The organism is Yoonia maritima (assembly GCF_043641945.1).
GTDB lineage: Bacteria > Pseudomonadota > Alphaproteobacteria > Rhodobacterales > Rhodobacteraceae > Yoonia > Yoonia maritima_B.
The window spans coordinates 218,164-244,570 of record NZ_JBHZRX010000003.1; the positions used below are offsets into that span (position 1 = coordinate 218,164).

Here is a 26,407-nt window from a genome sequence, read left to right on the forward strand (position 1 = left end):
AGATAGCCTACCCGACCCCTCAGTCAAGCGGACCGCCCTGACCTACCGAGGCCCTAACACCCCCTCACGGACCTATCGTAATTCTTCGTCACGGCTCCCTCTACACCAAACTACCTGACGTAAACGTCAAGAACGTGGCGTCCTTGCTCCCTACCGCGTCGATTTTACACTGTTGTCACCTGCTCTGAGCGGTTAACAACGTCTTGAGAACGCTTACGATCAATTTTCTTGGGAGAGAAACGCAGATGAAGGTCATCGTACCGGTCAAGCGCGTGATCGACTACAACGTGAAAGTCCGCGTCAAAACGGACGGCACAGGTGTCGATCTTGCAAACGTCAAAATGTCCATGAACCCATTCGACGAAATTGCCGTCGAAGAGGCAATTCGCCTACGCGAAGCTGGAAAAGTGGAAGAAGTCGTCGCTGTATCCATCGGCGTCAAGCAAGCGCAGGAAACACTGCGTACTGCATTGGCGATGGGCGCAGACCGCGCGATCTTGGTTGTCGCAGCTGACGATGTTCACACAGACATCGAACCGCTCGCTGTAGCGAAAATCCTTGCGGCAATCGTTAAGGAAGAAAACCCTGATCTGGTGATCTGTGGTAAGCAGGCAATCGACAATGACATGAACGCAACTGGTCAGATGTTGTCTGCCCTGCTGGGTTGGTCACAAGCCACATTCGCGTCTGAAGTTAATCTGGACGGCGACAGCGCAGTTGTCACACGTGAAGTTGACGGCGGCCTACAGACCATCAAGGTCAAGACGCCAACCATCATCAGCGTTGACTTGCGCCTGAACGAGCCACGCTATGCGACGCTTCCAAACATCATGAAGGCCAAGAAAAAGCCTTTGGATGAAAAGACACCTGCCGATTACGGCGTTGATGTCACCCCACGCCTAACCGTGGTCAGCACATCAGAGCCTGCAACACGTCAGGCTGGGATCATCGTTGGCTCTGTTGATGAGCTGATCGAGAAACTCAAAGAAGCGGGGGCCGTGTAATGGCTGTTCTTCTACTTGCTGAAGTCACCGACGGCGCATTGGCCGTTGATGCAACTGCAAAAGCAGTGACTGCTGCCGCTGCATTGGGTGAAGTGACTGTTCTTTGTGCTGGTGCATCGGCGAAAGCCGCTGCTGACGAAGCTGCGAAAATCGACGGCGTTGCCAAGGTTCTTTGTGCCGAAGACGCGGCGCTTAGCCACCGTCTGGCCGAACCAACTGCGGCTTTGATCGTGTCATTAGCTGGCGACTATAGCCACATCGTTGCGCCGGGCACGACTGACGCGAAAAACATCATCCCCCGCGTTGCGGCATTGCTAGACGTGATGGTGATTTCCGAAGTGACCGGCGTTGTTGACGCTGACACATTCGAGCGCCCAATCTACGCGGGCAACGCAATCCAGACTGTAAAATCTGGCGACGCGACGAAGGTCCTGACAATCCGTACCGCTGGCTTTGACGCTGCGGGCATGGGCGGTTCGGCTTCTGTCGAAACCATCGGTGCCGCTGCTGACCCTGCGCTGTCTGAATGGGTCGAAGACAAGGTCGCCGAATCTGATCGTCCTGAACTGACTTCTGCTGGCGTTGTTGTTTCCGGTGGTCGCGGTGTTGGTTCCGAAGAGGACTTTGCCCTGATCGAGAAACTGGCAGACAAGCTGGGTGCAGCTGTTGGCGCATCACGCGCCGCGGTCGACAGTGGCTATGCCCCGAACGACTGGCAAGTTGGCCAAACAGGTAAGGTGGTAGCACCTGATCTATACGTTGCTGTCGGCATCTCGGGTGCGATCCAGCACCTTGCCGGGATGAAAGACAGTAAGATCATCGTCGCCATCAACAAAGACGAAGAAGCACCAATCTTCCAAGTCGCCGACTTTGGTCTGGTCGCTGACCTGTTCGAGGCTGTACCTGAGCTGACTGAAAAGCTGTAAGCCGTCAGTCGAGAAGAATTTGGAAAGGCCCTCCTGAATAGGTGGGCCTTTTTCTTACGAACTCAGCGACTTTGGGTGCCATGTGCTAAGCCGCTGCGTCGCAGCGGGGCTGACCTTGATCACCCACCCGATTTCCGCTACCCAGCCGCAGGCTTATCGGCTGCGATTTAATCCTTCGCTGCCATCAGCTCTTAGAGGGGCGAGGCGCAGGGCGGAATGACAATGGACGGCCTTCATACCGGCATAAAAACTGCAGCAGTTGGAAGCGATATCGCGCTGGCTGATCTGTGTTATGCCGTGGCTGGTAAATCCATTCTTTCTGACGTTTCCATTCAAACGAATGCAGCCCGTGTTGGTATTGTTGGCCGAAATGGATCGGGAAAATCGACGCTCGCGCGCCTAATTGCGGGTTTGATTGCGCCGACTTCGGGAACCGCAAAGGTCAATAGCAAAGACCTGTTCAAGAACCGCAAAGCAGCACTAACCGAAATCGGGATTCTGTTCCAAAACCCCGATCACCAGATCATCTTTCCCACGGTTGAAGAAGAGATAAGCTTCGGACTACGCCAGCTTGGTCAATCCAAAGACACTGCGGCAACCAAGACCCAAGAAACGCTAACCAGTTTTGGTAAGGCGCATTGGGCCGAGGCATATATCAACACGCTATCGCAGGGTCAGAAACACTTGGTGTGCTTGATGGCAGTTGCGGCCATGGCCCCTAAAGCAATCATCCTTGATGAACCGTTCACCGGGCTCGATATCCCGACAAAGGCCCAGCTCAACCGCTATCTTTCGCAGTATCACGGTAGCCTGATCCACATCACTCATGATCCTGCTGACCTTACCGAATACGACTATGTGATTTGGCTAGAACAGGGCGCCGTTCAGCAAACGGGGAACCCCGATAACGTAATGCCTGCCTATGTTGCGCGCATGAAAGAATTGGGGGGATCCGATGATATCTCTGACCTCTCCGATTAAAACCAAAGCCCACGGCTGGCCTGCTGGCGCAAAGCTGGCGGCGCTATGCGTTTCGACTGTTGCGCTGTTTTATGTTCAGAACGCCGCCATTCACGCCGTTATCTTCGCCGGCATTCTGACGCTTTACGCCCTGCCGGGACGCGCGTTCTTTATGGCTGGCCTCCGCGCATTGCGTTTGCTGTGGCCGTTCATTGTTGTGGTTGCGATCTGGCATCTTTGGACGGGTGAAGTCGCACTGGGCGCCGCTGTCATTCTGCGAATGATGTCCGCAGTAGCACTGGCAAATCTGGTGACCATGACAACACTGTTGTCAGATATGATCGACGTTGTTCGTACGATTACACGGCCGCTAACCCGTTTCGGATTGCGGCCAAACATACTCGAATTAGCAATTGCATTGGTAATCCGGCTTACCCCGGTTCTTGTTGAAAAAGGATCGCTGCTGTCGCAATCATGGCGCGCACGGTCGTGCCGGCCCTCGGGCTGGCGTATCATCTTACCTTTCACCGTGCTCGCGCTGGATGACGCGGACCAAGTCGCAGAAGCCCTGCGCGCTCGCGGTGGATTTGACGCCCTGAAGGAAAACTAAATGGAAAAGAACGTAGCACTCATCGCCCTGTTCGCCGCCTTGATCGCGGCACTTGGGCTTATCCCCAAAGTCACACTTGGATTTGGCGTGCCCATCACCGCGCAAAGCCTTGGCGTCATGTTGTGTGGCACAATTCTAGGTTCGAAACGCGGCGGGCTTGCCGTTCTGTTGTTCCTTTTGATTGTCGCGATTGGTGTTCCGCTCTTGTCTGGCGGCCGGGGCGGCTTGGGCGTCTTTGCATCGCCTTCAGCTGGCTTCTTGATTGGCTGGCCTGTCGCAGCCTTTGTCACAGGTCTGATTGTTGAGAAATGGCGTGGTGCCCCGCTGATGATCGTCGCCGGGATCGCATCTGTCATTGGCGGTATTGTTGTGATGTACGCATTCGGCATCGTTGGCATGTCCATCGCACTAGAAAAGTCGCTGATTGAAGCAGCGGGATTGACGACAGCATTCATCCCTGGCGACCTACTGAAAGCTGGGATCGCCGGCATGCTGACAGCGGCACTTGCTAAGGCACGCCCAGCAAGCTTGCTATCGCGTGCAGATGCCGTCTGATCTGAACGAACTTCTACGCCAACGGCGATCTATCCGGGCCTTTACCCAAGACCCGGTTGATCGTCACACGGTAGAGCGGCTGTGCAATGCCGCTCGCCGTGCACCAAGCGGTGCAAATCTACAGCCCGGTCAGTTTCACGTGCTAACAGGTTCGGCGCTGACCGGACTTAAGACGCGGCTTGGTCAGGCTGTCGCTGACAACACACCAATCGATCTTGAATATTCATACTTTCCCGATGTGATGCCGCCCGATCTAAAAGATCGGCAACGCAAAGCAGGTTTTGCGCTTTACGAGGCGCTAGGCATTTCCCGCCGCGATATCACCGGACGACGTGATCAGTTCGCCAAAAACTACCGCTTTTTCGATGCCCCTGTTGGTATTGTGGTCACCATCAATCGGGACATGGGCAAAGGCTGCTTTATGGATCTTGGTATGGCGATCATGGCGTTTCTGCTTGCCGCCGAAGACGAAAGCCTAGGTGCGTCAGGGATTGGCGCATTGGCAAACTATGGGGCCATCGTGCATGAACACTTGGAATTGCCGCAGGATGAAATGGTCGTTTGCGGTATCGCCCTTGGTGTTCCTGACAAGGAGGCAAAGGTGAACCAGTTTCGGACAGAGCGCTTGCCGCTTGATGCGTTTACGACCTTTCGTGGGTTCGACGATTAATCTGACCGCAACACAACGGCCGATCCCAAACCACCAGCTGACGCAATCGCCGCAACGCCCGTTCCCTTAGTTCGCAGCAATTGGTGAAACAAACGTGCAGCAAGTATCGCCCCAGAAGCCCCAATTGGGTGGCCCCAAGCAAGCGCACCGCCATACCGATTAACGATTTCAACAGGCAGTTTTGCACCCTGCTGACAAGCGATTGCTTGAACGGCAAAGGCCTCCATAATCTCGGCGCTGATCAGGTCACCAACCTTCACGTTAGCCATGTCCAAGACCGCGTTAATTGCCTTGACCGGTGCGATACCGGGCAGCACGGGATCGTCGCCTAGGGTTTTACCGGCAACGAACTCGACAGCATCGATCCCATGATCGGCGACAAATTCTTCTGACGCGAGCACAACAAACCCTGCCCCGTCAGCCGCAACTGCCATATTCGCGGCGGTGATACTGCCAGCCACCACCGGGGCCTTTTCACAGAGCCGAACGGAAAGGTTACGCGTGAATGTGTCGCCAATGGTTTCACCGATAGGCACGATTTCTGGGTGCTCTCCACCCAACGCTTTGGCGTGGCTTTCGACGGCCCATGCGTCTTGCTCGGTTTTGCTGATCCCAAGCTTTCGGGCAAGCTGATCAGCAGCGGCCGCCATATCAGGATCACGGTCTGCCCATGGCGTGAACCGCGCCTGATCGTACGGCACCGGATCACGCCCATCGGCGAAAGTTTGGTACCGCAGTGGCCGACGCGAATAGCTTTCGACGCCTCCCGCAACCACAATGTGGTGCTGGCCAGAACGGATCATCGCATCGGCCGAGATAAGGGCATCCAGACCGCCAGCGCATTGCCGGTCAATTGACAGACCCGCAACCCGATCAGGCAAACCTGCGTTCAAAGCAACGATACGCGCCGGGTTCCCGCCCGCACCCAGCGCATTGGACACGATCAATTCGCCAACATCCGTCGGCGACACACCCGCGTCATTTAGCGCCGCCAGCAAAACCGGCTTTGCGAGTTCTTCAATAGACAAATGCGCGAAAGCACCATTGCGGGGCACGACCGGGCTGCGCCTTGCGGCTATTAGATATGTCTTAGACATCAATGCGCGCCAATCATTTCACGCAGCTTTTGCAGGTCGGGTTTGCCCGCCGCGAGTGTTGGCATTTGTTCGATAAATCGAATTTCCTTGGGCACCGAATGCTGCCCCAACGTCGCACGACAGTGATCACGGATCACCGTAGGATCAAATGCGCCGCCAGAGGATTGTACAAAGCAGATAAGGCGATTCCCCCGTTTTTCATCCCGGGCCGAAATGACAGAGCAATGCTCAACATCGTCCAACTGGATGACGCAACGCTCTACCTCTTCAGGGAAAACATTGGTGTCAGAAATCGTCACCATACGGTTCTTGCGCCCACTCAGGAAAAGATAACCGTTGGCATCCAGATGCCCCATCTCGCCGATGCTTAGATACGCACCATTCCATCGCGTGTCTTGGTGATCACCACTGTCGTATCCGTCAAACAAGTAGGGACTACTCACCCACAGCTCGCCCGTGGTTGCATTCTGGGGCGCGTCGATTGTCATCTGGACACCCGGATAAAGCCTGCCGACCGATCCTTGCGGTGTGTCATTGTCGGAAATCGTGATAAAACTCGTTTCGCTGGCGCCGAAAAATTCGTGCACCTGTGCTGCGGGAAACAGAACATGCAGCGCATCTTTCAATCCCGCATCCAGCTTACCACCGCCCGAAAACACATACCGCACATTTGGCAACACGCTGACTTGCGCCAGTGCGGCACCTTTGACCAGCAACCCCAATTGGGTCGGCGTTGCATAAACGACCGAAACGCCAAAATCCGTCAACGCACGCACCTGTCGCTGCGGTCCTAGATTTGCCAACGCACAGATATCCGCGCCAAGGCTAAGCGCCTCAACCGTTGCGAACAGTGTCAGCGAATGCCCCAATGCACCCAGCGTGGCGTAGGTGTCATCAGGAGATATCGAAAACCTTTCGGCCGTAATCGCAAAGCTTTTGGTCCACGTCTCTGGCTTACGCCGAATGACCTTTGGCTGGCCGCTAGACCCTGACGTTTCGCAAAGCAGCCATTGGCTTTCATCGCTTCGCGTGCTGATCGGGTTTCGCGCAGACTGGCTCGCCGCAATCGTTTTGCCATGACGCATGCAATCCAGCAATTCGTAGATACCCGGCGCATCCGGCGTAAGAACCGTGCTTTTTTCGTTCAGCGAAAAGGTGTCATTGTTAGTCATATCGCTGGCAATCTAGCACTTTAGCGTTGGGCGATGGAACGTACGATTAGCGCGTAACACGATGAAATTGCCTCAACAGCCAGATAGACACAACGACTACCAAGCGCGCCGTGTTCGCGCATGAATGCATCCTCTGCCTGCAATGCCTTTGTCTTTGGTTCGTTTGGGAAAGGTGTTTGTTCGTGGAGGGACATATGCGCTCCTTCTTGCTGGCTATTGATCAGCGGTTGACCCAAGCAAGATTTACTGGCTGTTTAGCTGCAACAAAATGAAACGTATTGAATTGATCTTTTCATGAATGAAACAGCGATAGACTGGCGCGACCTGCATCTGTTCTTAGCCGTTGCACGCGATGGCGGGTTGTCGGCGGCAGCCAAGGCAACGGGCCGCAGCCCCGCGACGCTTGGACGTCGGATGCTTGCGCTTGAACGCGCAATCGGTCGCGATCTGTTCATACGTCACGACCGTGGCTACGAATTGACCGCCGATGCACGTCAGCTTTTGACTGATCTAACTGATGTAGAAACGCGGATTATTCAGCTTACTAAGCCGTCCAATGGCACAGAAAATCCCGTAGTTAAGATATCTGCCGGGTCGTGGACCACACTGCATCTGCTGAAACGCATTGATCAGATTACCGGCACGCCTGCCGATATCCGGTTACGTTTTATCGCAGCCGAGAACATCCTTGATATCCCGCACCGTGAAATTGTCATCGGCTTTCGCAATAGCCGCCCAACAGAGCCAAGCCTTGCTGGGCGTAAAATGTCCCGTGTGGAATTCGCGCCTTACGCGACACCAAAAGCACCGCAAAAATGGATCAAAGTGATTGCTGACACCCCATCAGCGCGGTGGGTCGATCGGATGATCGGCAATGACGCCATTCACGAGGTAAACGCCCCGCGAAATAGCCTCGACCTTGCACTACTTGGCCAAGGCATCGCGCTTTTGCCAACATTTATCGGCGACACAGAGCCAACGCTAAACCGTGTCGACGACACCATCGCAGAGCTTGCACATGATCAATGGATTGTGACCCATCATGATGACAGACACCTGCCCGAGGTGCGAAGAGCGATTGATCGGATGTATCACGCACTCGAATGATTATAGGGCGGCATTAAGATGCCCGGTACAACTGTGCCCGGATCGATTCTATTAGGGTTGCGCTGGCCTCTTGGTGACATCGCACGCCCAGCATTTCGGTCGCCATGGCAGCCTGTGATGACGGATAAAACATACCTTCAGTACCGGCAGCCAGTGCCGCAGCAGAAGGATTGGCAACCACCACGTCAAGCACGAGGGGGCGTAGTTCATCAACCATAGATGCGGTAATAAACAGTGGATCCGTTTGCAGCTGCGAAGGCCGCGTCGTCCAGTCCTGGTCGCTTAACCGTTCGTCAGAGAACCAAAGCAAAACCACCCTATCCCCGGTTTGACCCAACATATTCTTCATCCGTGCGCTCCAGGCTTCGCGCAGTTCTTTGACGACGATTTCAAACCGTTCCGGCGATTTCTCGTGCAAAGAGCCCAGCATATGGCGCGTGAAGGCGAACTGCGAAAAATCAACGTCGTTATAGATCGCCTGCAACACGGTCGACGCCCGAAGAAACCGATCATTCCGACGTGGATGCACCGAATAGAACCGGTTCGATAGATTATTCGCCCCCATAACCTGAATGACGGTCAGTTCCGATTTGCGACATATCTCCATGACAGAGCTGTCGTTAACAAACGCATCGATCCCGCCGTTCACACAACCAAAATTCACACAGGTCTGGCGCATCGCCTTTTCGACCAACATCGGAAACGGCTTTTCAATGAATTTGCCGTATGTCTCTGTGCTACCAATAAAGGCCATATAAGGTTGATCCAGCCTCCTGCGGGGGCCACGGAACAACACCTTTGAATTGCCGTATCGACATGGCGCATAGCCAAGCTCTTCGGCCTCTATCACCTCTTGTTTCATGGATCCTACCAATTCTAATTCTCACCCAGCCCAGAGATTCGCGTAAATCCTTTGCCAAAGTGCTAATGACAAAATTCAATTTAACTTTTCATCAACTGCGCGACTTGAAGCCCCCCTGCCCACGGGCATATGGTGCGGACAACCGGTAAAGGAATGACCAGATGGCAATTGAACGTGTAGGCGTCGTTGGCGCGGGACAGATGGGCAATGGCATTGCGCATGTGTTTGCATTGGCAGGCTACGACGTATTGATGACCGACATTAGCGCGGACGCGCTAGAATCGGCCGTCGCGTTGATTGATCGCAATCTGGAGCGCCAAGTCAGCAAAGACGTCATCATGGCGGAAACCAAAGCCAATGCAATGGGCCGCATAGCAACGACCCAAAACCTACCTGATCTGGGTCCAATGGACCTTATCATCGAGGCGGCAACGGAACGCGAAGAAATCAAAACCGCGATCTTTGCCGAACTTCAGCCGCACCTTAAGCCCGAGACGATTCTAACGTCGAACACATCGTCGATTTCGATCACACGCCTTGCGTCGCGCACGGACCGCCCTGAAAAGTTCATGGGCTTTCACTTTATGAACCCGGTCCCGATCATGCAGCTTGTGGAGCTGATCCGCGGAATTGCAACTGACGAAGCAACGTTCAAAGCCTGTTTCGAAGTTGTGGAGCGGTTGGGTAAGACATCTGCCACAGCCGAAGATTTCCCCGCGTTTATCGTGAACCGCATCCTGATGCCGATGATCAACGAAGCGATCTATACCCTTTACGAAGGTGTCGGATCGGTCCAGTCCATCGACACCTCGCTGAAGCTGGGTGCGAACCATCCGATGGGTCCGCTCGAGCTTGCAGATTTTATCGGGCTCGATACCTGTCTGGCGATCATGAACGTGTTGCACGATGGACTAGCAGATACGAAGTACCGGCCTTGCCCGCTGCTTACCAAATATGTCGAAGCAGGTTGGCTGGGCCGCAAGACTAAACGCGGCTTCTACGATTACCGAGGCGAGACACCAGTCCCGACGCGTTAATTGCCCAAACCCAAGGTCTGTTCACGCAACCACGCCATAAACGCGCGTGGCTCTTTCAGGCGGGTCTGGATTTCGTCGTTATCAAACGGTTTGCCGATAACCGGCTTCTGCGGCTTGCCGCAGGAATGCACGATTTCATACAAAAGAAGACCTTGGCGTAGCGTCGCAGAAACCCGGTTCGCCATTTGATACCAGCGCGAATTCGATCCGGGAAAGAAGCACGGTACAACCTGTGCACCCGAAGTACGGATCATCTTGGAAGTAAACACGTTCCATTCAGCCTCGATCGCGGGGCCGAACATTGTCTCGGATGAAGCGACAACACCAGACGGAAATAGCGCGATCAATCCACCCTTCTTAAGATGCTCCATCGCGGTTCGCCGCATCTCGACCATTTGCTTTTGAGCGTCAGGCTGGTGCGGGAACGGCACCGGGATCATGAAAGCACCGGCTTCTGGGTCAATCCCCGTTAGGATAGAACGCGTTAGAATGCGATAGTCAGTGCGGACACGGCCAATCATATCAGCAAGGATCATCCCATCAACCATCCCATGAGGGTGGTTTGCCACCAACACCGTCGGACCAGATTTAGGAATATTGTTAAGCTGTTCTTGCGGCGTCAGTAGGTCAATTCCCATCACGCCCAATGTGGCCCGCCAAAAATCCTGACCGTGGAATTTTCCCAAGCCTTCGAACTTGCGGATCATACGAATAACCCTGACCTTGGCAGTCATCCATTCGATGGTACGAATGACATTGCGCCTCAGCGGGCTATCGAACGTATTGGAATATGTAAGGCTACGACGGTCATAGACATGCGGCGCCTCGTTCGCCGCTACCGAAGGTGTTTGAATATTCCGGGTCGTTTCAGTCACGGTAATTCTTCCTATCGGGCCAATATGAAATGACCGTTAGCTCCCTTCGCCGAACTTGTCAGCGACCAAGTCAGTGATTGCAGCACAAAGAGCATCAGCCTGCGGGCCACGCGTTTCAACATCGATATAAGTCCCGATTGATGCGGCAAGCATCAAAAGACCCATTATGCTATCACCACTTGCGCTTTCACCATCTTTACTGACGGTCGCTTCGGCGTCAAATTGTTCTACCAGTTCAACCAGCTTGGCTGATGCACGCGCGTGCAGGCCCTTAATGTTTTCGATTTTTAGTCGGCATGTTGTCATGCGTGAGATCCGCCATTGTGGCTGTTAATATATTTATGCGCAGCAGTGATCGCAGCCTCGACCGCATCAGGAACTGTGCGGCGACGCGACTTGGCAAGCTTAATAAGCATGGGAAGATTGGCACCGTATAAAATACGGCGATTCTCGGGGCTGCACGCCCGTAGCGATAGATTTGAAGGTGATCCACCAAACATGTCTGTCACGATAACAACGCCGTCGCCCGTATCCACCGCATCGGCAGCATCACAGATTTCGGCTTGTTTGGCGGCGCGGTCGTCCTCGGGGCCAATGGCAATACTGATCACGCCCGTCTGTTCACCAACGACATGCTCAACCGCAGCAAGATATTCCTGCGCTAGCCCGCCATGTGCCACAATGACAATACCAATCAAACCTGGTGTCCCTTGTTACCCAGCGCATCGCGCCGTTCCATCTCTCGGTGCCGTTTAGACACATGCCACCCGTCTTTCGCAAGAGCAGATGCAAGTTGTTCGGTCACAGCGACCGAACGGTGTTGCCCTCCTGTACACCCAAACCCAATCGAGAGGTGCGATTTGCCCTCTTCCTTGTGGGCAGGCAACAGCAGATCAACCAGTGATTTCATTCTGGCAAAGAACTCTTTGAACCGCGGATCAGCCGCAACGTATTCTGCAACAGCCGCATCGCGACCATCCAGTGGGCGCAATTTCTCTTCCCAGTGTGGATTTCGCAGAAATCTGCAATCAATCACAATATCCATACCACGCGGCAGGCCGCGTTTGTAGGAAAATGAATGTATCGTAACGCCTAATTGCCGGCCATCACTTGGCGCGAACCACCGTTCGATCTCTGCCCGCAAGTCATGTGGTGACAGTCCTGTCGTATCGACTAGCACGTCAGCACGTGCCCGAACGGGGCTTAACAACTCACGCTCGCGTGCGATGCCAGCCAATGGCGTACCAGCAGGAGCCAACGGATGGCGACGCCGCGTTTCGGAATAGCGCCGAACCAATTCTTCTTCGTCAGCGTCTAGATAAAGCACCTGCGCGGCGCGATCAGGACGCGACGCAAGCTGATCGATCGTCTCAATAAGCGCATTCGCACTAAAATCGCGGTTTCGAACGTCTAGCCCCAACGCGAGCGGACGACTAGGCGGCGGCCCCTCAAGCAGTCGCGGCAACAGCGAAAGCGGAAGATTGTCGATTACTTCGAACCCCAGATCCTCAAGCGACCTAATTGCGGTAGAACGTCCAGCACCAGAAGGACCCGTCACCAATACGATGGCAGGCGAAGGCTGTTGTGCCTGTGGGGATTGCGGCGTCATCGGTTACTCCAACCTGCTTTCAACACTTGCAGGATTGCTGGCACAAAGTGATCACCTGCTACCCGATGAATCAAGGGGGTCTGGAGTCCGCACACTTCAACATAGCGCCTTTTTGGCAACCTTTCCTGTTCGGCCTCGTTCAGATCGACAACAAGCTCCACATGCGCCTGCGGAACCGAACCCGCATTCAAGATGCCGACGCCTCGTGCCTCCACCAATCCAGAGATCGTGTCTGGGCAGCGCGCGATGAGTTTTGGGCCATCACGTTCTAAAACAACGCGATCATCAGCGACCAAATCACACCCATACGCCATCAATTGCAGCGCGACCGATGATTTACCTGAACCTGACGCGCCAGTGATAAGGACGGCAGCGTCGCCCCATGCGACACAAGAAGCATGAACAGTCTGCTGTTCCACTTACGCAGGAAGCCCAACGACAAAACGCGCACCCAGCGGCTCTGACTTTGGATCAGTATCTGTCGGGCGGATGTTTTCGGCCCAGATCACGCCATCATGCGCCTCAACGATCTGTTTAGAAATCGCCAGACCAAGGCCAGAGTTATTCCCAAACTGACCTTCGGGGCGTTCCGAATAGAAGCGCTGGAAGATTTTGCTTAAAGCATCGTCAGGAATTCCTGGGCCAGTATCTTCGACCACTACAAGGACACGATTGTCACGCTTGCGCGCCCAGACCCGGATCGCATCGCCATCCTCACAAAACGAAATAGCGTTCGTGATCAAGTTAACGAATACCTGTGCCAATCGGCCTTCCAATCCCCTGACATGGATTGTCTCGTCGGGAAGGTCGGCAACAAAATCAATACCCTTGCCTCTCGCGTCCTTGCCAAGGAACTCGATAATGTTGTGAAGCATCTTGATAAGGTCAAAGGCTTGCTCTTCTTCCTTCACCAACTCACTGTCTAGGCGTGAGGCATTAGAAATATCGCTGACTAGCCGGTCGAGCCTTTTTACGTCATGGTCGATGACTTCCATGAGACGTTGGCGCTGATCCTCGCGCTTTGCAAACGGCATAGTCCCAACCGCCGACCGCAATGAGGCAAGTGGGTTCTTAATCTCGTGAGCAACGTCTGCCGCGAACTGCTCGTTGCCTTCGATACGCTCGTACAGCGCAGCAACCATGCCACGCAACGCGCCTGAAAGACGCCCAATTTCGTCGGGCCGGGCAGTTAGATCAGGAATGCGCACTTTACCCGGCGACATTTTGCGAGCATTTCTATCATGACTCGCCTCCGCAGCGGTCGCTAGATCAGCGAGCGGGTTCGCAATAGTCGACGCGAGAACAAGGCTAAGCCCGATGCTCACAAGTATCGCGACCAAAAACAGGCGCAGAACCTGTTCGCGCTCACGCTGAACAAGACTATCAACCTCACCTGCAGCAGTCTTAACCGCAATTACGCCTACGGCTCCGTCGTTATGCATAATAGGTGTCGTGACGATGAAGTTCGTTGCGCCACCAATCGTCGTGGTTTCTAGGTGTGTTCCGCGTTCAATAGCCTGACGAACATTTTCCTGCGACAATGCAAGTAGCTGTTGTTCCGGCGTCAGTATCTCACCTCTGTAAGCACCGATCGCTGCAAGCGCGTTCCAGATCTTGCCCAAGAAATCGGTCAGCACCGTACCTCCGGCATGATCTTCCAGTTCAGCAACTTGCGCCGCGTTCAAGCTACCTTTTGCGGTCGCAACTAGTGTCGCATCCAGAGAATAGACCGACACTTCGACTCCACCACGCAAGCTTAGGCCAGCCAGTGTTTCGGCAGGGTCTATTCCATCGGCAGTGACGAAATTCACGGGTGCGGAGGTTGGTAGCTGTGCCTCAAACACATCTGAAATCAAACGGGCCTCGTTCACGAGGCCGCGAGCGCGTTGGTACGCGAGATGGTCGCGCGATGGGTTCATATACAGAACACCAGCGATCAGCAGAATCATTGCGATCAGGTTGATTGTGACAATTTTCCGCGCGATCGGTGAGCTTCGCAGCGCGAGTAAACCGCGCCGAGGCGCAGCGACTTCAGCTTCGGAATCCGGGAGTATCCAATCATCACCAAGAACAAGATCAGGATCGCGCGCAGCCGCACGTACGGACTGCAGGTCTCGGACGTCAATCTTGGGTGCGGCGGTCATGCCTTACTCTTCGTTGTAGCGATACCCGATACCATAGAGCGTTTCGATCGCTGAAAACTCGTTATCGGTGTTACGCATCTTCTTACGCAGCCGCTTAATGTGGCTGTCGATGGTACGGTCATCTACATAAACTTGGTCGTCATAAGCGACGTCCATCAATTGGTCGCGGCTTTTTACGAAACCTGGACGTTGGGCCAGCGCCTGAAGCAGCAGGAATTCTGTCACGGTCAGGGAAACATCGCGGCCTTTCCACTTCACCGCGTGGCGCAGTGGATCCATCACAAGTTCGCCACGAACCATGACCTTTGTTTCTTCAGTTTCTTCAATCTCTTCGCCAGCAATAGCGTCTTGGCGACGAAGAAGCGCCCGAATACGCTCAACAAGCAAACGCTGCGAAAACGGCTTTTTGACGTAGTCATCTGCACCCATCCGAAGGCCCAGCACCTCGTCAATTTCGTCGTCTTTCGACGTCAGAAAGATCACTGGCATCGACGTCTTCTGGCGAAGGCGCTGCAACAGATCCATACCATCCATACGTGGCATTTTGATATCTAGAACAGCCATATCAGGCATACGTTTGTTAAACGCCTCAAGCGCAGATTGACCGTCGTTATAGGTCTCAACCTCAAATCCCTCGGCCTCTAGCGTCATAGACACGGAAGTCAGGATATTACGATCGTCATCGACCAATGCAATTCTGGACATATAGCTGTTTCCTTCGTGGTCGCGTCTGTGGCGGTTGGTTTAGTCTAGTTGTTTTCATCCTTTTAGTCAGGCGAATCAATCCCAAACTAGCGCATCGCCACATTATTGCCGTAATTGGTGCCGTTTTGCATGTTTGCCCGCTAACATTTCACGGGCTTTCAAAAAGATAGCGCTACTGGTTGCGCTAACATGCGAATGGTTGCGCTAACTGTGGCAACGCGGGCTATCCGGCCGCGAAAACTTGGTGTTAATGAACTCTATCGCAGGCCATTCCGGCCATATCATTTAAGGAGCGAACCCATGGACCAAGGTGCGGTCAACCCATCGATGAAACTTGAAGATCAAGGCATCAAAGGGCTGGGTTATGTATATTACAACCGCTCTGAAGATGAATTGCAAAAAGCCGCAGTCGCCGCTGGCGAAGGCGTGAACGGCAAAGGTGGCACTTTCCTGGTGACGACGGGCAAGCACACTGGCCGGTCGCCGAAAGACAAATTTGTTGTTCGCACACCATCCGTCGAAGACAAAATCTGGTGGGAAAACAACCCGCCAATGGACCCAGCCAAATTCGACGCACTCTACAATGACATGCTAGAGCACATGAAGGGTGGCACTTATAACGTCCAAGACCTGTTCGGCGGCGCAGACCCTGAGCACCGTCTTGATGTGCGCGTTGTGACCGAACTGACTTGGCACGGGCTGTTTATCCGTCATCTGCTGCGACGCCCTGATGCGTCCGAGCTCGAAACATTCGTCCCAGAGTTCACGATTATCAACTGCCCAAGCTTCAAGGCGGACCCGGCAAAGCATGGCTGCCGTTCTGAAACAGTGATCGCGCTGAACCTAGAGGCAAAGCTGATCCTGATCGGCGGGACTGAATACGCAGGCGAGAACAAGAAGTCTGTGTTCACGCTGCTAAACTACCTGCTGCCAGAAAAAGACATCATGCCAATGCACTGTTCTGCGAACCACGCGCCGGGCAACCCTGTCGATACGGCGATCTTCTTTGGTCTGTCCGGCACAGGTAAAACCACGCTTTCTGCAGATCCATCACGCGTTCTAATCGGCGATGACGAACACGGCTGGTCCGACCGGGGTACTTTCAACTTCGAAGGCGGCTGCTACGCGAAAACCATCGGCCTCGATCCAAAGGCAGAGCCTGAAATCTACGCAACATGTTCAATGCCGCACACGGTTATTGAAAACATGGTCTTTGATGAAGAAACGCTCGAACTTGATTTCGAAGATGACAGCCTGACCGCCAACATGCGTTGCGCGTACCCGTTGAACTACATCTCAAACGCGTCTGATACTGCGCTTGGCGGCCACCCAAAGAACATCATCATGCTGACATGTGATGCATTCGGCGTGCTGCCTCCGATCGCGCGACTGACACCAGCGCAGGCGATGTACCACTTCCTGTCGGGCTTTACGTCCAAGGTCGCAGGCACCGAACAAGGCGTAACAGAGCCAGAGCCAACATTCAGCACCTGCTTTGGTGCGCCCTTCATGCCGCGTCGTCCAGAAGTGTACGGCAACCTATTGCGCAGCAAAATCGCAAGCCATGGCGCGACCTGTTGGTTGGTAAACACTGGCTGGACTGGGGGCGCATATGGCACCGGATCACGGATGCCAATCAAAGCAACACGTGCCCTGCTCGCGGCTGCACTTGACGGGTCACTGTCCGAAGGCACCTTCCACAAAGATCCAAACTTTGGCTTCGACGTTCCTGTCGCAGTGGATGGGGTCGATAACGCACTGCTGAACCCACGCAATACTTGGGCAGACAAAGAAGCCTACGACACGCAGGCAACAAAGCTTGTACAGATGTTCAGCGACAACTTTGAAAAATACGTTCCGTTCATTGACGACGACGTGAAATCAGCCGCCATCGGCTAATCTGTAGGGTGGATTTCAATCCACCTTACGTCAAAGAATTACCTACGCTAAGGTCAGCCCATGAAACATTGGCTGACCTTTTTTCTTTTGATACTCGTGCCGACACTCGGAAGCGCTGACCCCGACATGGTCAGTTCAGAAATCACATCCATCGAAATTGGAATTGTCTGCCCACCTGACCCGATTAGCGTAAAACCTGCGCCAAATACGCTTGCGGGCGCCACACACATCATCGACGAATCCCCACCTTTTGTTTCCAATAGTCAGATCGTACCAGCAGCCTACGGCGTCGGATTTGGGGTGAAATCACTCGCGCGACGCGAAGAAGGCCTAGAAGGCGTGACGATCGCAATCACCCATCCGCCAATGGGCGACGCGGGCACAACAATGCAAAGCTTTGGAACACGTATCAGCGGGATCGATCCGTCAATTTCGTTCTATCAATTTGACTATGGCTACGAACTTCAGCCCGGCACTTGGACGATGACAGCGCTACGAAACGGCAAACCGCTTTACGCTGTCACTTTTGAGGTCGTTGCCCCCGAACGCCTGCCCGAACTGGCAGCAGCTTGCGGATACATCGACCTGCTTTCGTAGGGTGGGTTTTAACCCACGAGCCCCCGACGGATCAGGTTTGCACCAGCAAGCACCAACACCCAAAGCGTCGCGCGGCGGAACCGTTCTTGGTCAAACCGATCACCTAATTTGAATCCCAACCACATCCCGGCAATCGCAGGCAACACAAGCAACGCCGACAATTGCCACGTCTGGGCATTCAACACGCCGGACCGCAGATGCCCAAGAAACAGCATCACAGACCCCAGCCCATAGATGACTCCCTGCACGGCCATTTGACGGGCACGAGGCGTATCAAGCGCGAGTAGATATAGAACCGTCGGCGGGCCCCATGTGCCGGCCAAACCGCCCAGCGCGCCCGACACTGCACCAGCACCCCATTCGAAAACGCGTCGATGCTTTGGGGGGATACGGGGGTGCCATCCCACCAACTGGATCGCACATAACCCGACAACCGGCACGCCTAGCACGATGAACATCGCATTCGCTGGAATGCTGCGTAGAAACTGCGCCGAAACGAGGATCATCACGCAGACCACAAGCACATAACGCCAATGTTCCTTTAGACTGTCCCATGCAGACCCTAAGCCCGCACGGGCGACCTGCATTCCGTTCGTAACCACAATCGGAATGATCACACCGGCCACAACAATTTGTGGTTCGATCAAAATCCCCATGCCGGAAATCATGATCAATGGCATCGCAAAACCGACAGCCCCTTTTACAAAGCCACCAAGCAATGTCACGGCGCAAGCAAAGATCAATAACGACAGCGGGAGGATATCAAGCAAGTCAAACATACCTGTGCATACGCCGTTCCTAACCGACTGACAGCCCCAATTTCGTTACGACACTTTCGTTCCAAAAGTAATACGTTTGTGAATTAATATTGCGCTGCAACTGCAAACATATTATCTCTGCACCTGCAAACTAAGGGGAATCGACGGATGCCACATGATGGACAGGACATGACACAGACCAGCAACCCAATTCTGGCCGATCTATTGCAGCTATGCGATGTCGCGCTTCCTGCCGTCGACTATGTAGTGACACGCGCCAAAGCCGCAGTCCGCGAGACCGTTACAGACGGTGACCGCGTTTCTGCTCGTCTGATTGAAGAAAACCAAACCGCCGCCCATGGGCTGGCGTGGCTGGCAACCTACGCCCAGTCCCTGCAACAAATGCAAAACTGGGCGACTCGCTTGCAAGCGGACGGTAAATTCGGAGAGGTCGAACAGCTGATCCACCAGATCGCATTTGGTGAATACCTCTGGCAGATTTACGGCGGCATCCCGATGAGCCAAGGCGAGATCCTGCGCCTTCAGGATATCGGCCTGACCCAAGACGAAATGCGCGCACTGATGCTGCCCGAAGTGATGACCCTCACGCAATCAGGCAACACCCAAGCTGCACGCACGCGGCTAGTCGAACTGATGCAAGAACAGTCTGCGAATGTGACCGTCGGGGCGACTGGCCTTGATGATGAACTCGAAATGATCCGCGAACAGTTCCGCCGCTTTAGCGTTGATAAGGTCGAACCATACGCCCACGACTGGCACCTAAAAGACGAACTAATCCCGATCGAAATCATCGAAGAGATGGCCGAGATGGGCGTTTTCGGCCTGACCATCCCCGAAGAATACGGCGGCTTTGGCCTGTCCAAAGCATCCATGTGCGTTGTGTCCGAAGAACTGTCGCGCGGTTATATCGGTGTTGGTAGCCTTGGCACCCGGTCCGAAATCGCGGCCGAGCTGATCCTTTGCGGCGGCACCGAAGAACAAAAACAACATTGGTTGCCCGGCATCGCCAGCGCCGAAATCCTGCCAACAGCCGTCTTTACAGAGCCTAACACTGGGTCTGACCTTGGTTCACTACGTACCCGCGCGGTCAAAAAGGGCGACGACTGGGAAGTCACCGGCAATAAGACGTGGATCACCCACGCTGCACGTACCCACGTGATGACGCTGTTGGCCCGTACCAACCCAGACACGACCGACTATCGCGGCCTGTCCATGTTCCTTGCAGAAAAGACACCCGGCACCGACGAAGACCCATTCCCAACCCCCGGCATGACCGGCGGCGAGATCGAGGTTCTTGGCTATCGCGGGATGAAAGAATACGAACTTGGCTTTGACGGTTTCAAGGTCAAAGGCGAAAACCTGCTTGGCGGTGAAACTGGCAAAGGGTTCAAGCAATTGATGCAGACGTTCGAAAGCGCGCGCATTCAAACCGCGGCCCGCGCCATTGGTGTCGCGCAATCGGCGCTGGATGTCGGCATGCAGTACGCCCAAGACCGCAAGCAGTTTGGAAAATCGCTCATCGAGTTCCCACGTGTGTCAGGCAAGCTGGCCATGATGGCCGTTGAGATCATGATCGCCCGCCAACTGACCTATTTCAGCGCCGCCGAAAAAGACAATGACCGCCGCTGCGACCTAGAGGCTGGTATGGCGAAGTTGCTTGGTGCGCGGATCGCATGGGCTTGCGCAGATAACGCGCTGCAAATCCACGGCGGCAACGGCTTTGCGCTTGAATACAAGGTCAGCCGTATCCTGTGTGACGCACGTATCCTGAACATCTTTGAAGGTGCTGCCGAAATTCAGGCACAGGTTATTGCGCGTCGGGTACTGGATTAATTCAGGACGCGTTGCAGGCCAGCCTGCACCTTTTGCAATAGCGGCAGATAGGCGGTGACCAGATCATCGACTTCTGCCTGCACTGCGGCTACCCCGATATTCAGCGCCGCAACTGTTTGCCCACGCGTATTGCGGACGGGAACAGCGATAGACCGCAAGCCCATCTCGACCTCTTGGTCGATCAACGCGTATCCATCACGACGTACCTGATCCAAACGGGCCATCACATCAGCCGGGTCGGTCAGGCTGGTCGCGGTGCGTGGCGTTAGGTCGCCTTGCTCGATCAGGGCGCGTGCCTCCTCCTCTGGCAAAGCAGCCAACAGCACCCGCCCCATCGACGTGCAATGCGCTGGCAAGCGCGAACCGGGCATCAACCCAATCGACATAACGCGGGTCTGTGCAGCACGCGCAACATAGACAATCTCTGTTTCGTCCAGCAGCGCAACAGACGACGATTGCCCGGTTTGCTGCGATAGCTGATCCAGCCACGGCTGCACGATCTGCGGCAATGGCAGTGCGGCCAACGCGCCCATCCCCAACCGCAACACGCGTGGGGTCAGTTGAAAAAATTTCCCATCATAATCGGCATAGCCAAGTTCGTTTAACGTCAACAAACAACGACGCGCCGTCGCGCGATCCAGCCCCGCATTGGCCGCCGCCTCTGCCACCGAAAGGCGAGGGGTTTCAGCGCTGAACGCCTCGATCACCCTTAATCCCTTAGCGAATGACGATATAAAGTCCGTCCGGTTTACCATGCGAACGGCCTGTATCACATTGTGAACAAAAATCACAATACGCACGTTTTAGATTGGCCTGTCATGCCTAGGGCGTAGTTTCTTTCCATCCCTGCCAAGAGGTTCCAATGGACAAGACACTACATTCACTCGCCGACGCTGTGTCGGTTATCCCCGATGGGGCGACGATCATGATCGGCGGCTTCGGCGGCTCTGGCGCGCCAATCGAACTGATCCACGCGCTGATCGATCACCGCCCACGCAACCTGACTGTGATCAATAACAACGCAGGCAACGGCCATATCGGCATTGCCGCGATGATCGAACAAGACATGGTCGCGAAAATGGTCTGCTCTTTCCCGCGTTCCAAAGACCCTCGCGCGTTCACCGAACGTTACCTTGCGGGCAAGATCGAGCTCGAAATCGTACCCCAAGGTACGCTTGCCGAACGCATTCGTGCGGGTGGTGCTGGCATCCCGGCGTTCTACACCCCCACCAGTTTCGGAACCGAATTGGCCGAAGGTAAGCCAGTCGAAGAATTCGAAGGGCGGTCATATGTGCAAGAACGTTGGCTTAAGGCGGACTTTGCTTTGGTCAAAGCCGAACGCGGCGATACCCACGGCAACCTGACCTACAACAAGGCAGGCCGCAACTTTGGCCCGCTCATGTGTATGGCCGCGAAAAACACCATCGTTCAGGTCAGTGAATTGACCCAACCCGGTGCAATCGACCCCGAAACCGTGATCACCCCCGGCATCTTTGTGAACGGCGTGATCGAGGTGCAAAACCCAGCCCAAGAAGAAGTGCTTAACCTCGCAGAGGCGGTATACCCATGACCCAGATCGACGACATCAAACTAAGCAACGCGCAAATCGCATGGCGTGCCGCACAAGACATCGACGATGGGGCCTATGTGAACCTTGGTATTGGGTTCCCGGAAATGGTTGCCCGCTATCAACGCGAAGGCTGCCAAGCGATCTATCACACTGAAAACGGCATCCTTGATTTCGGCGCACCACCTGCACCCGGCGAAGAAGACTGGGACCTGATCAACGCTGGCAAAAAAGCGGTCACGCTAAACCCCGGCGCATCGTTCTTTCACCACGCAGACAGCTTTGCGATGGTACGCGGTGGGCACTTGGATGTAGCAATCCTTGGCGCTTATGAAGTTGCCGAAACGGGTGACCTTGCGAACTGGTCCACTGGTCGTGGCGGCGTTCCTGCTGTTGGCGGTGCGATGGATCTTGTGCACGGCGCAAAACGCGTCGCGGTCATCACAGATCACCTGACCAAAAAGGGCGATCCCAAACTGGTTTCAAAGTGCTCACTGCCGCTGACTGGCGTTGGCTGCGTGACACGTGTTTACACATCGCTTGCCGTTGTCGACATCGAAGACGGTCACTTTGTCCTGCGTGAAAAGCTGCCTGCGATTTCGCTCGACGATCTCCAAGCACTGACCGGCGCAACGCTGCACACAACAGACACCGTGGGCGATCTGATCGTCCCTGAACTGTAAGGTATCACAATGACCCAAGCATATATCTGTGACTACATCCGCACGCCTATCGGGCGCTTTGGCGGGGCGCTTGCCCCTGTCCGCGCTGACGACCTTGGTGCCATACCGCTGCGCGCACTCATGGCGCGCCACGACATCGACTGGGCGACCGTAGACGAGGTCTACTTTGGCTGCGCCAACCAAGCAGGCGAAGACAACCGCAACGTCGCACGCATGTCCGCCCTATTGGCAGGCCTGCCCGAAACCGTACCGGGGTCAACGGTAAACCGCCTCTGCGGGTCCGGCATGGACGCGCTGATTTTGGCCGCACGCAGCATTAAAGCAGGCGAGGCTGACATGATCATCGCGGGCGGCGTCGAAAGCATGAGCCGCGCACCATTTGTAATGCCCAAAGCGACAAGCGCCTATTCCCGCGCGAACGAAATCCACGACACCACTATCGGCTGGCGCTTCGTGAACCCGCTGATGAAATCGCAATACGGCGTCGATTCAATGCCAGAAACTGCAGAAAACGTGGCCGAAGATTTCAACGTGTCGCGCGAAGACCAAGACGCCTTTGCGCTGCGTTCCCAGCAAAAGGCAGGGGTCGCGATGGAAAACGGTACGCTAGCACAAGAAATCACACCAGTGACCATCCCACAGCGCAAGGGTGAAGCGGTTGTTGTCGACACAGATGAACATCCACGCCCACAAACCACAGCCGAAGCATTGGCCAAACTGCGCGCGCCATTCCGCGAAGGCGGGTCAGTGACCGCAGGTAACGCGTCCGGCGTAAATGATGGGGCAGCCGCGCTGATCATCGCGAACGAGGCCGCAATCAAACGCCATGGGCTGACACCAATCGCACGCGTCATGGGCGGCGCAAGCGCCGGCGTTGCGCCGCGGATCATGGGCTTTGGCCCTGCCCCAGCGTCGCAAAAACTGATGGCACGGCTTGGGCTAAACGCTGATGCATTCGACGTAATCGAGCTGAACGAGGCCTTCGCATCACAGGGTCTCGCCACGCTGCGCGCCCTTGGCATTGCCGATGACGATGCGCGGGTAAACCCGAACGGCGGCGCCATCGCACTAGGTCACCCGTTGGGCATGTCCGGCGCAAGGATCGCAGGAACGGCGGCCCTACAAATGCAACGAACCGGCGGCAAATACGCACTGGCGACGATGTGTATCGGCGTCGGGCAAGGTATCGCCGTGGCACTGGAAAGAGTCTAACTAAGCGAAATGCAGCCCCAAAACACCTTGGGGTTGCATCTTTGACGCAGGTCGAGCCAATTCGACAAATGCACATAGCCTGCAAAGCGTGAACCGGATACTTCTACCAGAGAGGTCATTCTTGGACCGCCCCTGATTATGTCGGAGCGTATTGTGCCCAAAACTGTTCTGCTCACCGGCGCGTCCGGATACATTGCCAAACACATTGCACTCCAACTTCTTGAAGCAGGCTATCATGTTCGCGGCACCGTCCGGGATATTGCCCGCAGCGCTGAGGTCAACGATGCGATTGCAGCGCATTTGTCGGATACCGACAACCTCGACCAGCGACTTACATTTGCCGCGCTCGATCTGAACAGTGATGACAATTGGGCCGATGCGATGGCCGGGATCGACACTGTACTGCACACGGCATCACCGTTTCCGATGGTCCAACCCAAAGACGAAAACGACCTGATCCGGCCAGCTGTTGATGGGGCAGTACGGGCGCTAAAAGCTGCCAACAACGCGGGCATCAAACGGGTCATCATGACATCGTCCACTGCGGCGATCAACGGATCCGCGCTCCCTCCGGGTGATACAGCCTATAGCGAAACGAATTGGACCAACCCAGACGACGCCGACATCACGCCCTACACAAAGTCAAAAACACTGGCAGAACTGGCCGCTTGGGACTACGTCCGCGACCACGCGCCAGAAATGAAGCTCACGATCATCAACCCCGGTTTCGTAGTTGGCCCGCCACTGGACAATAAATTTGGCACATCGGTGCAGGTCATCGAACGAATTCTACGCGCCAAAGACCCCATGCTTCCCAACTTCGGCTTCACTGCTGTCGATGTCCGCGACGTGGCGGAAATGCACGTGCACGCAATCCAAAACACCGAAACCTTCGGCCAACGGATCATGACAGTGGACCGATTTATCATGTTCGCCGAAATGGCCAAAGCGATCAAAGCAGCCTACCCCCAGCGTCGGGTGGTTACGCGAACGGCCCCTGATTTCGTTGTTCGGCTACTGGGCATATTTGATCCCGCAATCAGGCAGATTGTCCCGTCGCTAGGACGCATCGAAAAGATCGACAACAGCCGTGCCATGAAAACACTAGGGCGCGGGATGCGACAAACGCCCAAAAGCGTGGTCGAAACCGCCGCGCATCTCATCGACAATAACCTGATTTAGGTACGGGCAATCGCCTCGATCAACCGCGCACGCGCCGAAGGCACCGGACGGTCACCCATCGACTTTACCAACCGATGTTCAAGGAAATACCCTGTCGTCCGCAACGCAATGACGATCTCTTCATTTGTGGCGTCGCCCTGCCCCGCCAATACAGGCGGAAGTGGCAGTAACCGATCCGCCCATTCGCCCGCCGCCTGACGGCTTACCGCGCGCCCAGATTTGGGAGACACATATACCAGCTCTTCGTTCGTTCCGCGCACGGCGCAGGCCGACAAATCCATCCCAAATCCCATTTCCTCTAGCAGCGCCTGTTCCCACCGAAGATAGGCCAGCGGCCAAAGCTCAGACTGCCCCAACAAATCCAGCAAGCTAATCGTCCGCTCATAAAGTTCAGAGTGCGGTTCCCGCTCTGGCAAAACGAGCACAAGTATGGCGCACACCGCGTTCAACCCCGCCAACGCAAGCCGATCCCCCATAGCGACCGCAGCGCGGCTACGGATAGGTTCAACCGTGAATGACCCTAAATGACTGTCCAGCCGCGCCTTCCAAGCCACCGAAAGCTGCGCACCGGGCTGTAATGTTGGGGCAACCTTACGACTGGTCCCACCGCGCACCACGCCGGCATGCAGACCATGGGCCGCGCTAAACACCTCAATAATAACAGAGGTTTCGCCAAAAGGTCGCGCAGCCAGCAACGCCGCCTCATCGCGCCATTCGATCATTGGGGTAATATCCGGACCATTTCGCCATATCAGACGCCAAGCCACAAAATTGCAAGCCTCGGCCGCCTCCGGCGGGAGTATCTTAGGCAAGATGATACGAACGACCATCTTGCCCATGTGAAAGGCATGCGCCCCATCACCTTGCACGGCCATCGGCTCTCCAGCCTGTACCGCGCTGTCTTTGTAGCAAAAGGTACTTAACAACCTGTTACGACGATGCCGCCAAACATCATCTTGCCTAAAATACTCCCGCCGGAGGCAAGAAAGTTATTCTAAACCCGGTTCATCCAACAAGTGACGGCCCTGCCGGTCCTCAACTTCGATCACCCATAGGTCAGGATCAAACCCACGTTGCTTGCTGATAGAGCTATCGACGGCCGCCTCATCACCCTCGGTCAAGACAACCCATTTGCGTTCACCCGTCAGCAGGTCAAAGCTACGTTGATAGCATGACGCCTGCCCGTCCAGCGTGTTCAGCTTGATCAGAACCGCCCCGGCGGTACTGTCACCGCGAGCAACGACGAAGGCAGGGATATCCAGCAAGCGTAGTCGTGTCAGATAGGCCGACACCCAGATGTCTGCTGTCAGCCGCATCAGTTT

Annotated in this window: 30 protein-coding genes; 15 read left to right on the plus strand and 15 right to left on the minus strand. The window is 55.1% G+C overall.

Features of this window, described 5'->3' with window-relative positions:
- Positions 1-245: 245 nt before the first annotated feature.
- The 6 genes from ACHUEV_RS07665 (at position 246) to ACHUEV_RS07690 (ending at position 4,725) form a co-directional block, all read left to right on the plus strand.
- Positions 246-1,004, plus strand: coding sequence for an electron transfer flavoprotein subunit beta/FixA family protein (locus tag ACHUEV_RS07665; protein WP_394178577.1), 759 nt, complete (start codon positions 246-248; stop codon positions 1,002-1,004).
- A complete protein-coding gene (locus tag ACHUEV_RS07670; protein ID WP_394178579.1) occupies positions 1,004-1,930 on the plus strand; it encodes an electron transfer flavoprotein subunit alpha/FixB family protein in 927 nt (308 codons plus the stop codon). Before ACHUEV_RS07665 ends, ACHUEV_RS07670 begins: the two co-directional genes overlap by 1 nt.
- Before the next feature lie 216 nt (positions 1,931-2,146).
- Positions 2,147-2,911: an energy-coupling factor ABC transporter ATP-binding protein gene (locus tag ACHUEV_RS07675; RefSeq protein WP_394178581.1), complete on the plus strand. Its 765-nt coding sequence runs from the start codon at positions 2,147-2,149 to the stop codon at positions 2,909-2,911.
- The gene (locus tag ACHUEV_RS07680) at positions 2,886-3,500 is read left to right on the plus strand and encodes an energy-coupling factor transporter transmembrane component T family protein (protein WP_394178583.1); all 615 of its coding nucleotides are present in this window, start codon (positions 2,886-2,888) and stop codon (positions 3,498-3,500) included. The genes ACHUEV_RS07675 and ACHUEV_RS07680 overlap by 26 nt, the downstream gene beginning before the upstream one ends.
- Positions 3,501-4,055 carry a biotin transporter BioY gene (locus ACHUEV_RS07685; RefSeq protein ID WP_394178585.1) on the plus strand — a complete coding sequence of 185 codons (555 nt, stop codon included), beginning with the start codon at positions 3,501-3,503 and terminating at the stop codon, positions 4,053-4,055.
- Complete coding sequence (locus tag ACHUEV_RS07690) at positions 4,045-4,725, plus strand: nitroreductase (protein ID WP_394178587.1); 681 nt, start codon at positions 4,045-4,047, stop codon at positions 4,723-4,725. The genes ACHUEV_RS07685 and ACHUEV_RS07690 overlap by 11 nt, the downstream gene beginning before the upstream one ends.
- On the opposite strand, the gene ACHUEV_RS07695 is transcribed toward ACHUEV_RS07690, so the two are convergent.
- Genes ACHUEV_RS07695 through ACHUEV_RS07705 form a run of 3 tightly spaced genes read right to left on the minus strand, consistent with a single transcriptional unit; the run spans position 4,722 to position 7,188 of the window.
- Positions 4,722-5,822: a thiolase family protein gene (locus tag ACHUEV_RS07695; RefSeq protein ID WP_394178589.1), complete on the minus strand. Its 1,101-nt coding sequence runs from the start codon at positions 5,820-5,822 to the stop codon at positions 4,722-4,724. The two genes, ACHUEV_RS07690 and ACHUEV_RS07695, sit on opposite strands and share 4 nt — an antisense overlap.
- Positions 5,822-6,994, minus strand: coding sequence for an AMP-binding protein (locus tag ACHUEV_RS07700; RefSeq protein WP_394178591.1), 1,173 nt, complete (start codon positions 6,992-6,994; stop codon positions 5,822-5,824). Before ACHUEV_RS07700 ends, ACHUEV_RS07695 begins: the two co-directional genes overlap by 1 nt.
- A gap of 20 nt (positions 6,995-7,014) precedes the next feature.
- Positions 7,015-7,188 (minus strand): hypothetical protein, encoded by a 174-nt coding sequence (locus tag ACHUEV_RS07705; RefSeq protein WP_394178593.1) that lies wholly within the window; start codon positions 7,186-7,188, stop codon positions 7,015-7,017.
- A 100-nt stretch (positions 7,189-7,288) separates the two neighbouring features.
- On the opposite strand from ACHUEV_RS07705, the gene ACHUEV_RS07710 reads away from it, so the two are divergent.
- A complete protein-coding gene (locus ACHUEV_RS07710; RefSeq protein WP_394178595.1) occupies positions 7,289-8,101 on the plus strand; it encodes a LysR family transcriptional regulator in 813 nt (270 codons plus the stop codon).
- Between the two features lie 13 nt (positions 8,102-8,114).
- On the opposite strand, the gene ACHUEV_RS07715 is transcribed toward ACHUEV_RS07710, so the two are convergent.
- A complete protein-coding gene (locus tag ACHUEV_RS07715; RefSeq protein WP_394178597.1) occupies positions 8,115-8,963 on the minus strand; it encodes a DUF6473 family protein in 849 nt (282 codons plus the stop codon).
- 161 nt (positions 8,964-9,124) lie between these two features.
- On the opposite strand from ACHUEV_RS07715, the gene ACHUEV_RS07720 reads away from it, so the two are divergent.
- Positions 9,125-10,000, plus strand: coding sequence for a 3-hydroxybutyryl-CoA dehydrogenase (locus ACHUEV_RS07720; RefSeq protein ID WP_394178599.1), 876 nt, complete (start codon positions 9,125-9,127; stop codon positions 9,998-10,000).
- On the opposite strand, the gene ACHUEV_RS07725 is transcribed toward ACHUEV_RS07720, so the two are convergent.
- From ACHUEV_RS07725 to ACHUEV_RS07755, 7 genes are read right to left on the minus strand one after another with little or no spacing between them, the layout of a single operon-like run.
- Positions 9,997-10,875 carry a lysophospholipid acyltransferase family protein gene (locus ACHUEV_RS07725; protein ID WP_394178601.1) on the minus strand — a complete coding sequence of 293 codons (879 nt, stop codon included), beginning with the start codon at positions 10,873-10,875 and terminating at the stop codon, positions 9,997-9,999. The genes ACHUEV_RS07720 and ACHUEV_RS07725 overlap by 4 nt on opposite strands.
- Before the next feature lie 36 nt (positions 10,876-10,911).
- Complete coding sequence (locus tag ACHUEV_RS07730) at positions 10,912-11,181, minus strand: HPr family phosphocarrier protein (protein WP_394178603.1); 270 nt, start codon at positions 11,179-11,181, stop codon at positions 10,912-10,914.
- Positions 11,178-11,573: a PTS sugar transporter subunit IIA gene (locus ACHUEV_RS07735; RefSeq protein WP_394178605.1), complete on the minus strand. Its 396-nt coding sequence runs from the start codon at positions 11,571-11,573 to the stop codon at positions 11,178-11,180. The genes ACHUEV_RS07730 and ACHUEV_RS07735 overlap by 4 nt, the downstream gene beginning before the upstream one ends.
- Entirely contained in the window at positions 11,570-12,484 is a 915-nt protein-coding gene (gene rapZ / locus ACHUEV_RS07740) for an RNase adapter RapZ (RefSeq protein ID WP_394178607.1), read from the minus strand. Before rapZ ends, ACHUEV_RS07735 begins: the two co-directional genes overlap by 4 nt.
- A complete protein-coding gene (locus ACHUEV_RS07745; protein WP_394178609.1) occupies positions 12,481-12,903 on the minus strand; it encodes an HPr kinase/phosphorylase in 423 nt (140 codons plus the stop codon). Before ACHUEV_RS07745 ends, rapZ begins: the two co-directional genes overlap by 4 nt.
- Positions 12,904-14,628, minus strand: coding sequence for an ATP-binding protein (locus ACHUEV_RS07750; protein WP_394178611.1), 1,725 nt, complete (start codon positions 14,626-14,628; stop codon positions 12,904-12,906).
- A gap of 3 nt (positions 14,629-14,631) precedes the next feature.
- The gene (locus ACHUEV_RS07755) at positions 14,632-15,333 is read right to left on the minus strand and encodes a response regulator transcription factor (protein ID WP_394178613.1); all 702 of its coding nucleotides are present in this window, start codon (positions 15,331-15,333) and stop codon (positions 14,632-14,634) included.
- A 300-nt stretch (positions 15,334-15,633) separates the two neighbouring features.
- Between ACHUEV_RS07755 and ACHUEV_RS07760 the strand changes: the two genes are divergently transcribed.
- Together ACHUEV_RS07760 and ACHUEV_RS07765 are read left to right on the plus strand one after the other, a co-directional pair.
- Entirely contained in the window at positions 15,634-17,232 is a 1,599-nt protein-coding gene (locus ACHUEV_RS07760) for a phosphoenolpyruvate carboxykinase (protein ID WP_394178615.1), read from the plus strand.
- A 60-nt stretch (positions 17,233-17,292) separates the two neighbouring features.
- On the plus strand, positions 17,293-17,829 hold the full coding sequence (locus ACHUEV_RS07765; RefSeq protein WP_394178617.1) for a DUF3859 domain-containing protein: 537 nt from the start codon (positions 17,293-17,295) through the stop codon (positions 17,827-17,829).
- Positions 17,830-17,837: 8 nt separating this feature from the next.
- Here ACHUEV_RS07765 and ACHUEV_RS07770 read toward each other — a convergent pair whose 3' ends face one another.
- On the minus strand, positions 17,838-18,608 hold the full coding sequence (locus tag ACHUEV_RS07770) for a sulfite exporter TauE/SafE family protein (RefSeq protein WP_394178619.1): 771 nt from the start codon (positions 18,606-18,608) through the stop codon (positions 17,838-17,840).
- A 147-nt stretch (positions 18,609-18,755) separates the two neighbouring features.
- Here ACHUEV_RS07770 and ACHUEV_RS07775 point away from each other — a divergent pair, with 147 nt between their 5' ends.
- On the plus strand, positions 18,756-20,441 hold the full coding sequence (locus ACHUEV_RS07775) for an acyl-CoA dehydrogenase family protein (protein ID WP_394178621.1): 1,686 nt from the start codon (positions 18,756-18,758) through the stop codon (positions 20,439-20,441).
- Here ACHUEV_RS07775 and ACHUEV_RS07780 read toward each other — a convergent pair.
- Positions 20,438-21,196 carry an IclR family transcriptional regulator domain-containing protein gene (locus tag ACHUEV_RS07780; RefSeq protein WP_394178623.1) on the minus strand — a complete coding sequence of 253 codons (759 nt, stop codon included), beginning with the start codon at positions 21,194-21,196 and terminating at the stop codon, positions 20,438-20,440. The genes ACHUEV_RS07775 and ACHUEV_RS07780 overlap by 4 nt on opposite strands.
- Before the next feature lie 107 nt (positions 21,197-21,303).
- On the opposite strand from ACHUEV_RS07780, the gene ACHUEV_RS07785 reads away from it, so the two are divergent.
- The 4 genes from ACHUEV_RS07785 to ACHUEV_RS07800 all read left to right on the plus strand — a co-directional run bounded on the left by ACHUEV_RS07785 (position 21,304) and on the right by ACHUEV_RS07800 (position 25,085).
- Positions 21,304-22,011, plus strand: coding sequence for a 3-oxoacid CoA-transferase subunit A (locus tag ACHUEV_RS07785; RefSeq protein WP_106746035.1), 708 nt, complete (start codon positions 21,304-21,306; stop codon positions 22,009-22,011).
- Positions 22,008-22,691, plus strand: a complete 684-nt coding sequence (locus ACHUEV_RS07790; RefSeq protein ID WP_394178625.1) for a 3-oxoacid CoA-transferase subunit B — start codon at positions 22,008-22,010, stop codon at positions 22,689-22,691. Before ACHUEV_RS07785 ends, ACHUEV_RS07790 begins: the two co-directional genes overlap by 4 nt.
- A gap of 9 nt (positions 22,692-22,700) precedes the next feature.
- A complete protein-coding gene (gene pcaF / locus ACHUEV_RS07795; RefSeq protein ID WP_394178627.1) occupies positions 22,701-23,903 on the plus strand; it encodes a 3-oxoadipyl-CoA thiolase in 1,203 nt (400 codons plus the stop codon).
- A 153-nt stretch (positions 23,904-24,056) separates the two neighbouring features.
- Complete coding sequence (locus tag ACHUEV_RS07800; protein ID WP_394178629.1) at positions 24,057-25,085, plus strand: SDR family oxidoreductase; 1,029 nt, start codon at positions 24,057-24,059, stop codon at positions 25,083-25,085.
- On the opposite strand, the gene recO is transcribed toward ACHUEV_RS07800, so the two are convergent.
- Together recO and ACHUEV_RS07810 are read right to left on the minus strand one after the other, a co-directional pair.
- The gene (recO, locus tag ACHUEV_RS07805; RefSeq protein ID WP_394179255.1) at positions 25,082-25,807 is read right to left on the minus strand and encodes a DNA repair protein RecO; all 726 of its coding nucleotides are present in this window, start codon (positions 25,805-25,807) and stop codon (positions 25,082-25,084) included. The genes ACHUEV_RS07800 and recO overlap by 4 nt on opposite strands.
- Before the next feature lie 267 nt (positions 25,808-26,074).
- Positions 26,075-26,401 carry a DUF1491 family protein gene (locus ACHUEV_RS07810; protein ID WP_394178631.1) on the minus strand — a complete coding sequence of 109 codons (327 nt, stop codon included), beginning with the start codon at positions 26,399-26,401 and terminating at the stop codon, positions 26,075-26,077.
- Positions 26,402-26,407 lie beyond the last annotated feature (6 nt).

Coding starts and splice junctions, on each gene's coding strand:
- pcaF (WP_394178627.1), top strand. CDS start 22,701: ATGACCCAAGCATATATCTGTGACTACATCCGCACGCCTATCGGGCGC.
- ACHUEV_RS07780 (WP_394178623.1), bottom strand. CDS start 21,196: ATGGTAAACCGGACGGACTTTATATCGTCATTCGCTAAGGGATTAAGG.
- ACHUEV_RS07715 (WP_394178597.1), bottom strand. CDS start 8,963: ATGAAACAAGAGGTGATAGAGGCCGAAGAGCTTGGCTATGCGCCATGT.
- ACHUEV_RS07710 (WP_394178595.1), top strand. CDS start 7,289: ATGAATGAAACAGCGATAGACTGGCGCGACCTGCATCTGTTCTTAGCC.
- ACHUEV_RS07765 (WP_394178617.1), top strand. CDS start 17,293: ATGAAACATTGGCTGACCTTTTTTCTTTTGATACTCGTGCCGACACTC.
- ACHUEV_RS07685 (WP_394178585.1), top strand. CDS start 3,501: ATGGAAAAGAACGTAGCACTCATCGCCCTGTTCGCCGCCTTGATCGCG.
- ACHUEV_RS07730 (WP_394178603.1), bottom strand. CDS start 11,181: ATGACAACATGCCGACTAAAAATCGAAAACATTAAGGGCCTGCACGCG.
- ACHUEV_RS07705 (WP_394178593.1), bottom strand. CDS start 7,188: ATGTCCCTCCACGAACAAACACCTTTCCCAAACGAACCAAAGACAAAG.
- ACHUEV_RS07680 (WP_394178583.1), top strand. CDS start 2,886: ATGATATCTCTGACCTCTCCGATTAAAACCAAAGCCCACGGCTGGCCT.
- ACHUEV_RS07750 (WP_394178611.1), bottom strand. CDS start 14,628: ATGACCGCCGCACCCAAGATTGACGTCCGAGACCTGCAGTCCGTACGT.
- ACHUEV_RS07760 (WP_394178615.1), top strand. CDS start 15,634: ATGGACCAAGGTGCGGTCAACCCATCGATGAAACTTGAAGATCAAGGC.
- rapZ (WP_394178607.1), bottom strand. CDS start 12,484: ATGACGCCGCAATCCCCACAGGCACAACAGCCTTCGCCTGCCATCGTA.
- ACHUEV_RS07690 (WP_394178587.1), top strand. CDS start 4,045: ATGCCGTCTGATCTGAACGAACTTCTACGCCAACGGCGATCTATCCGG.
- ACHUEV_RS07665 (WP_394178577.1), top strand. CDS start 246: ATGAAGGTCATCGTACCGGTCAAGCGCGTGATCGACTACAACGTGAAA.
- ACHUEV_RS07790 (WP_394178625.1), top strand. CDS start 22,008: ATGACCCAGATCGACGACATCAAACTAAGCAACGCGCAAATCGCATGG.
- ACHUEV_RS07695 (WP_394178589.1), bottom strand. CDS start 5,822: ATGTCTAAGACATATCTAATAGCCGCAAGGCGCAGCCCGGTCGTGCCC.
- ACHUEV_RS07770 (WP_394178619.1), bottom strand. CDS start 18,608: ATGTTTGACTTGCTTGATATCCTCCCGCTGTCGTTATTGATCTTTGCT.
- ACHUEV_RS07675 (WP_394178581.1), top strand. CDS start 2,147: ATGACAATGGACGGCCTTCATACCGGCATAAAAACTGCAGCAGTTGGA.
- ACHUEV_RS07775 (WP_394178621.1), top strand. CDS start 18,756: ATGCCACATGATGGACAGGACATGACACAGACCAGCAACCCAATTCTG.
- ACHUEV_RS07755 (WP_394178613.1), bottom strand. CDS start 15,333: ATGTCCAGAATTGCATTGGTCGATGACGATCGTAATATCCTGACTTCC.
- ACHUEV_RS07670 (WP_394178579.1), top strand. CDS start 1,004: ATGGCTGTTCTTCTACTTGCTGAAGTCACCGACGGCGCATTGGCCGTT.
- ACHUEV_RS07720 (WP_394178599.1), top strand. CDS start 9,125: ATGGCAATTGAACGTGTAGGCGTCGTTGGCGCGGGACAGATGGGCAAT.
- ACHUEV_RS07700 (WP_394178591.1), bottom strand. CDS start 6,994: ATGACTAACAATGACACCTTTTCGCTGAACGAAAAAAGCACGGTTCTT.
- recO (WP_394179255.1), bottom strand. CDS start 25,807: ATGATCGAATGGCGCGATGAGGCGGCGTTGCTGGCTGCGCGACCTTTT.
- ACHUEV_RS07810 (WP_394178631.1), bottom strand. CDS start 26,401: ATGCGGCTGACAGCAGACATCTGGGTGTCGGCCTATCTGACACGACTA.
- ACHUEV_RS07785 (WP_106746035.1), top strand. CDS start 21,304: ATGGACAAGACACTACATTCACTCGCCGACGCTGTGTCGGTTATCCCC.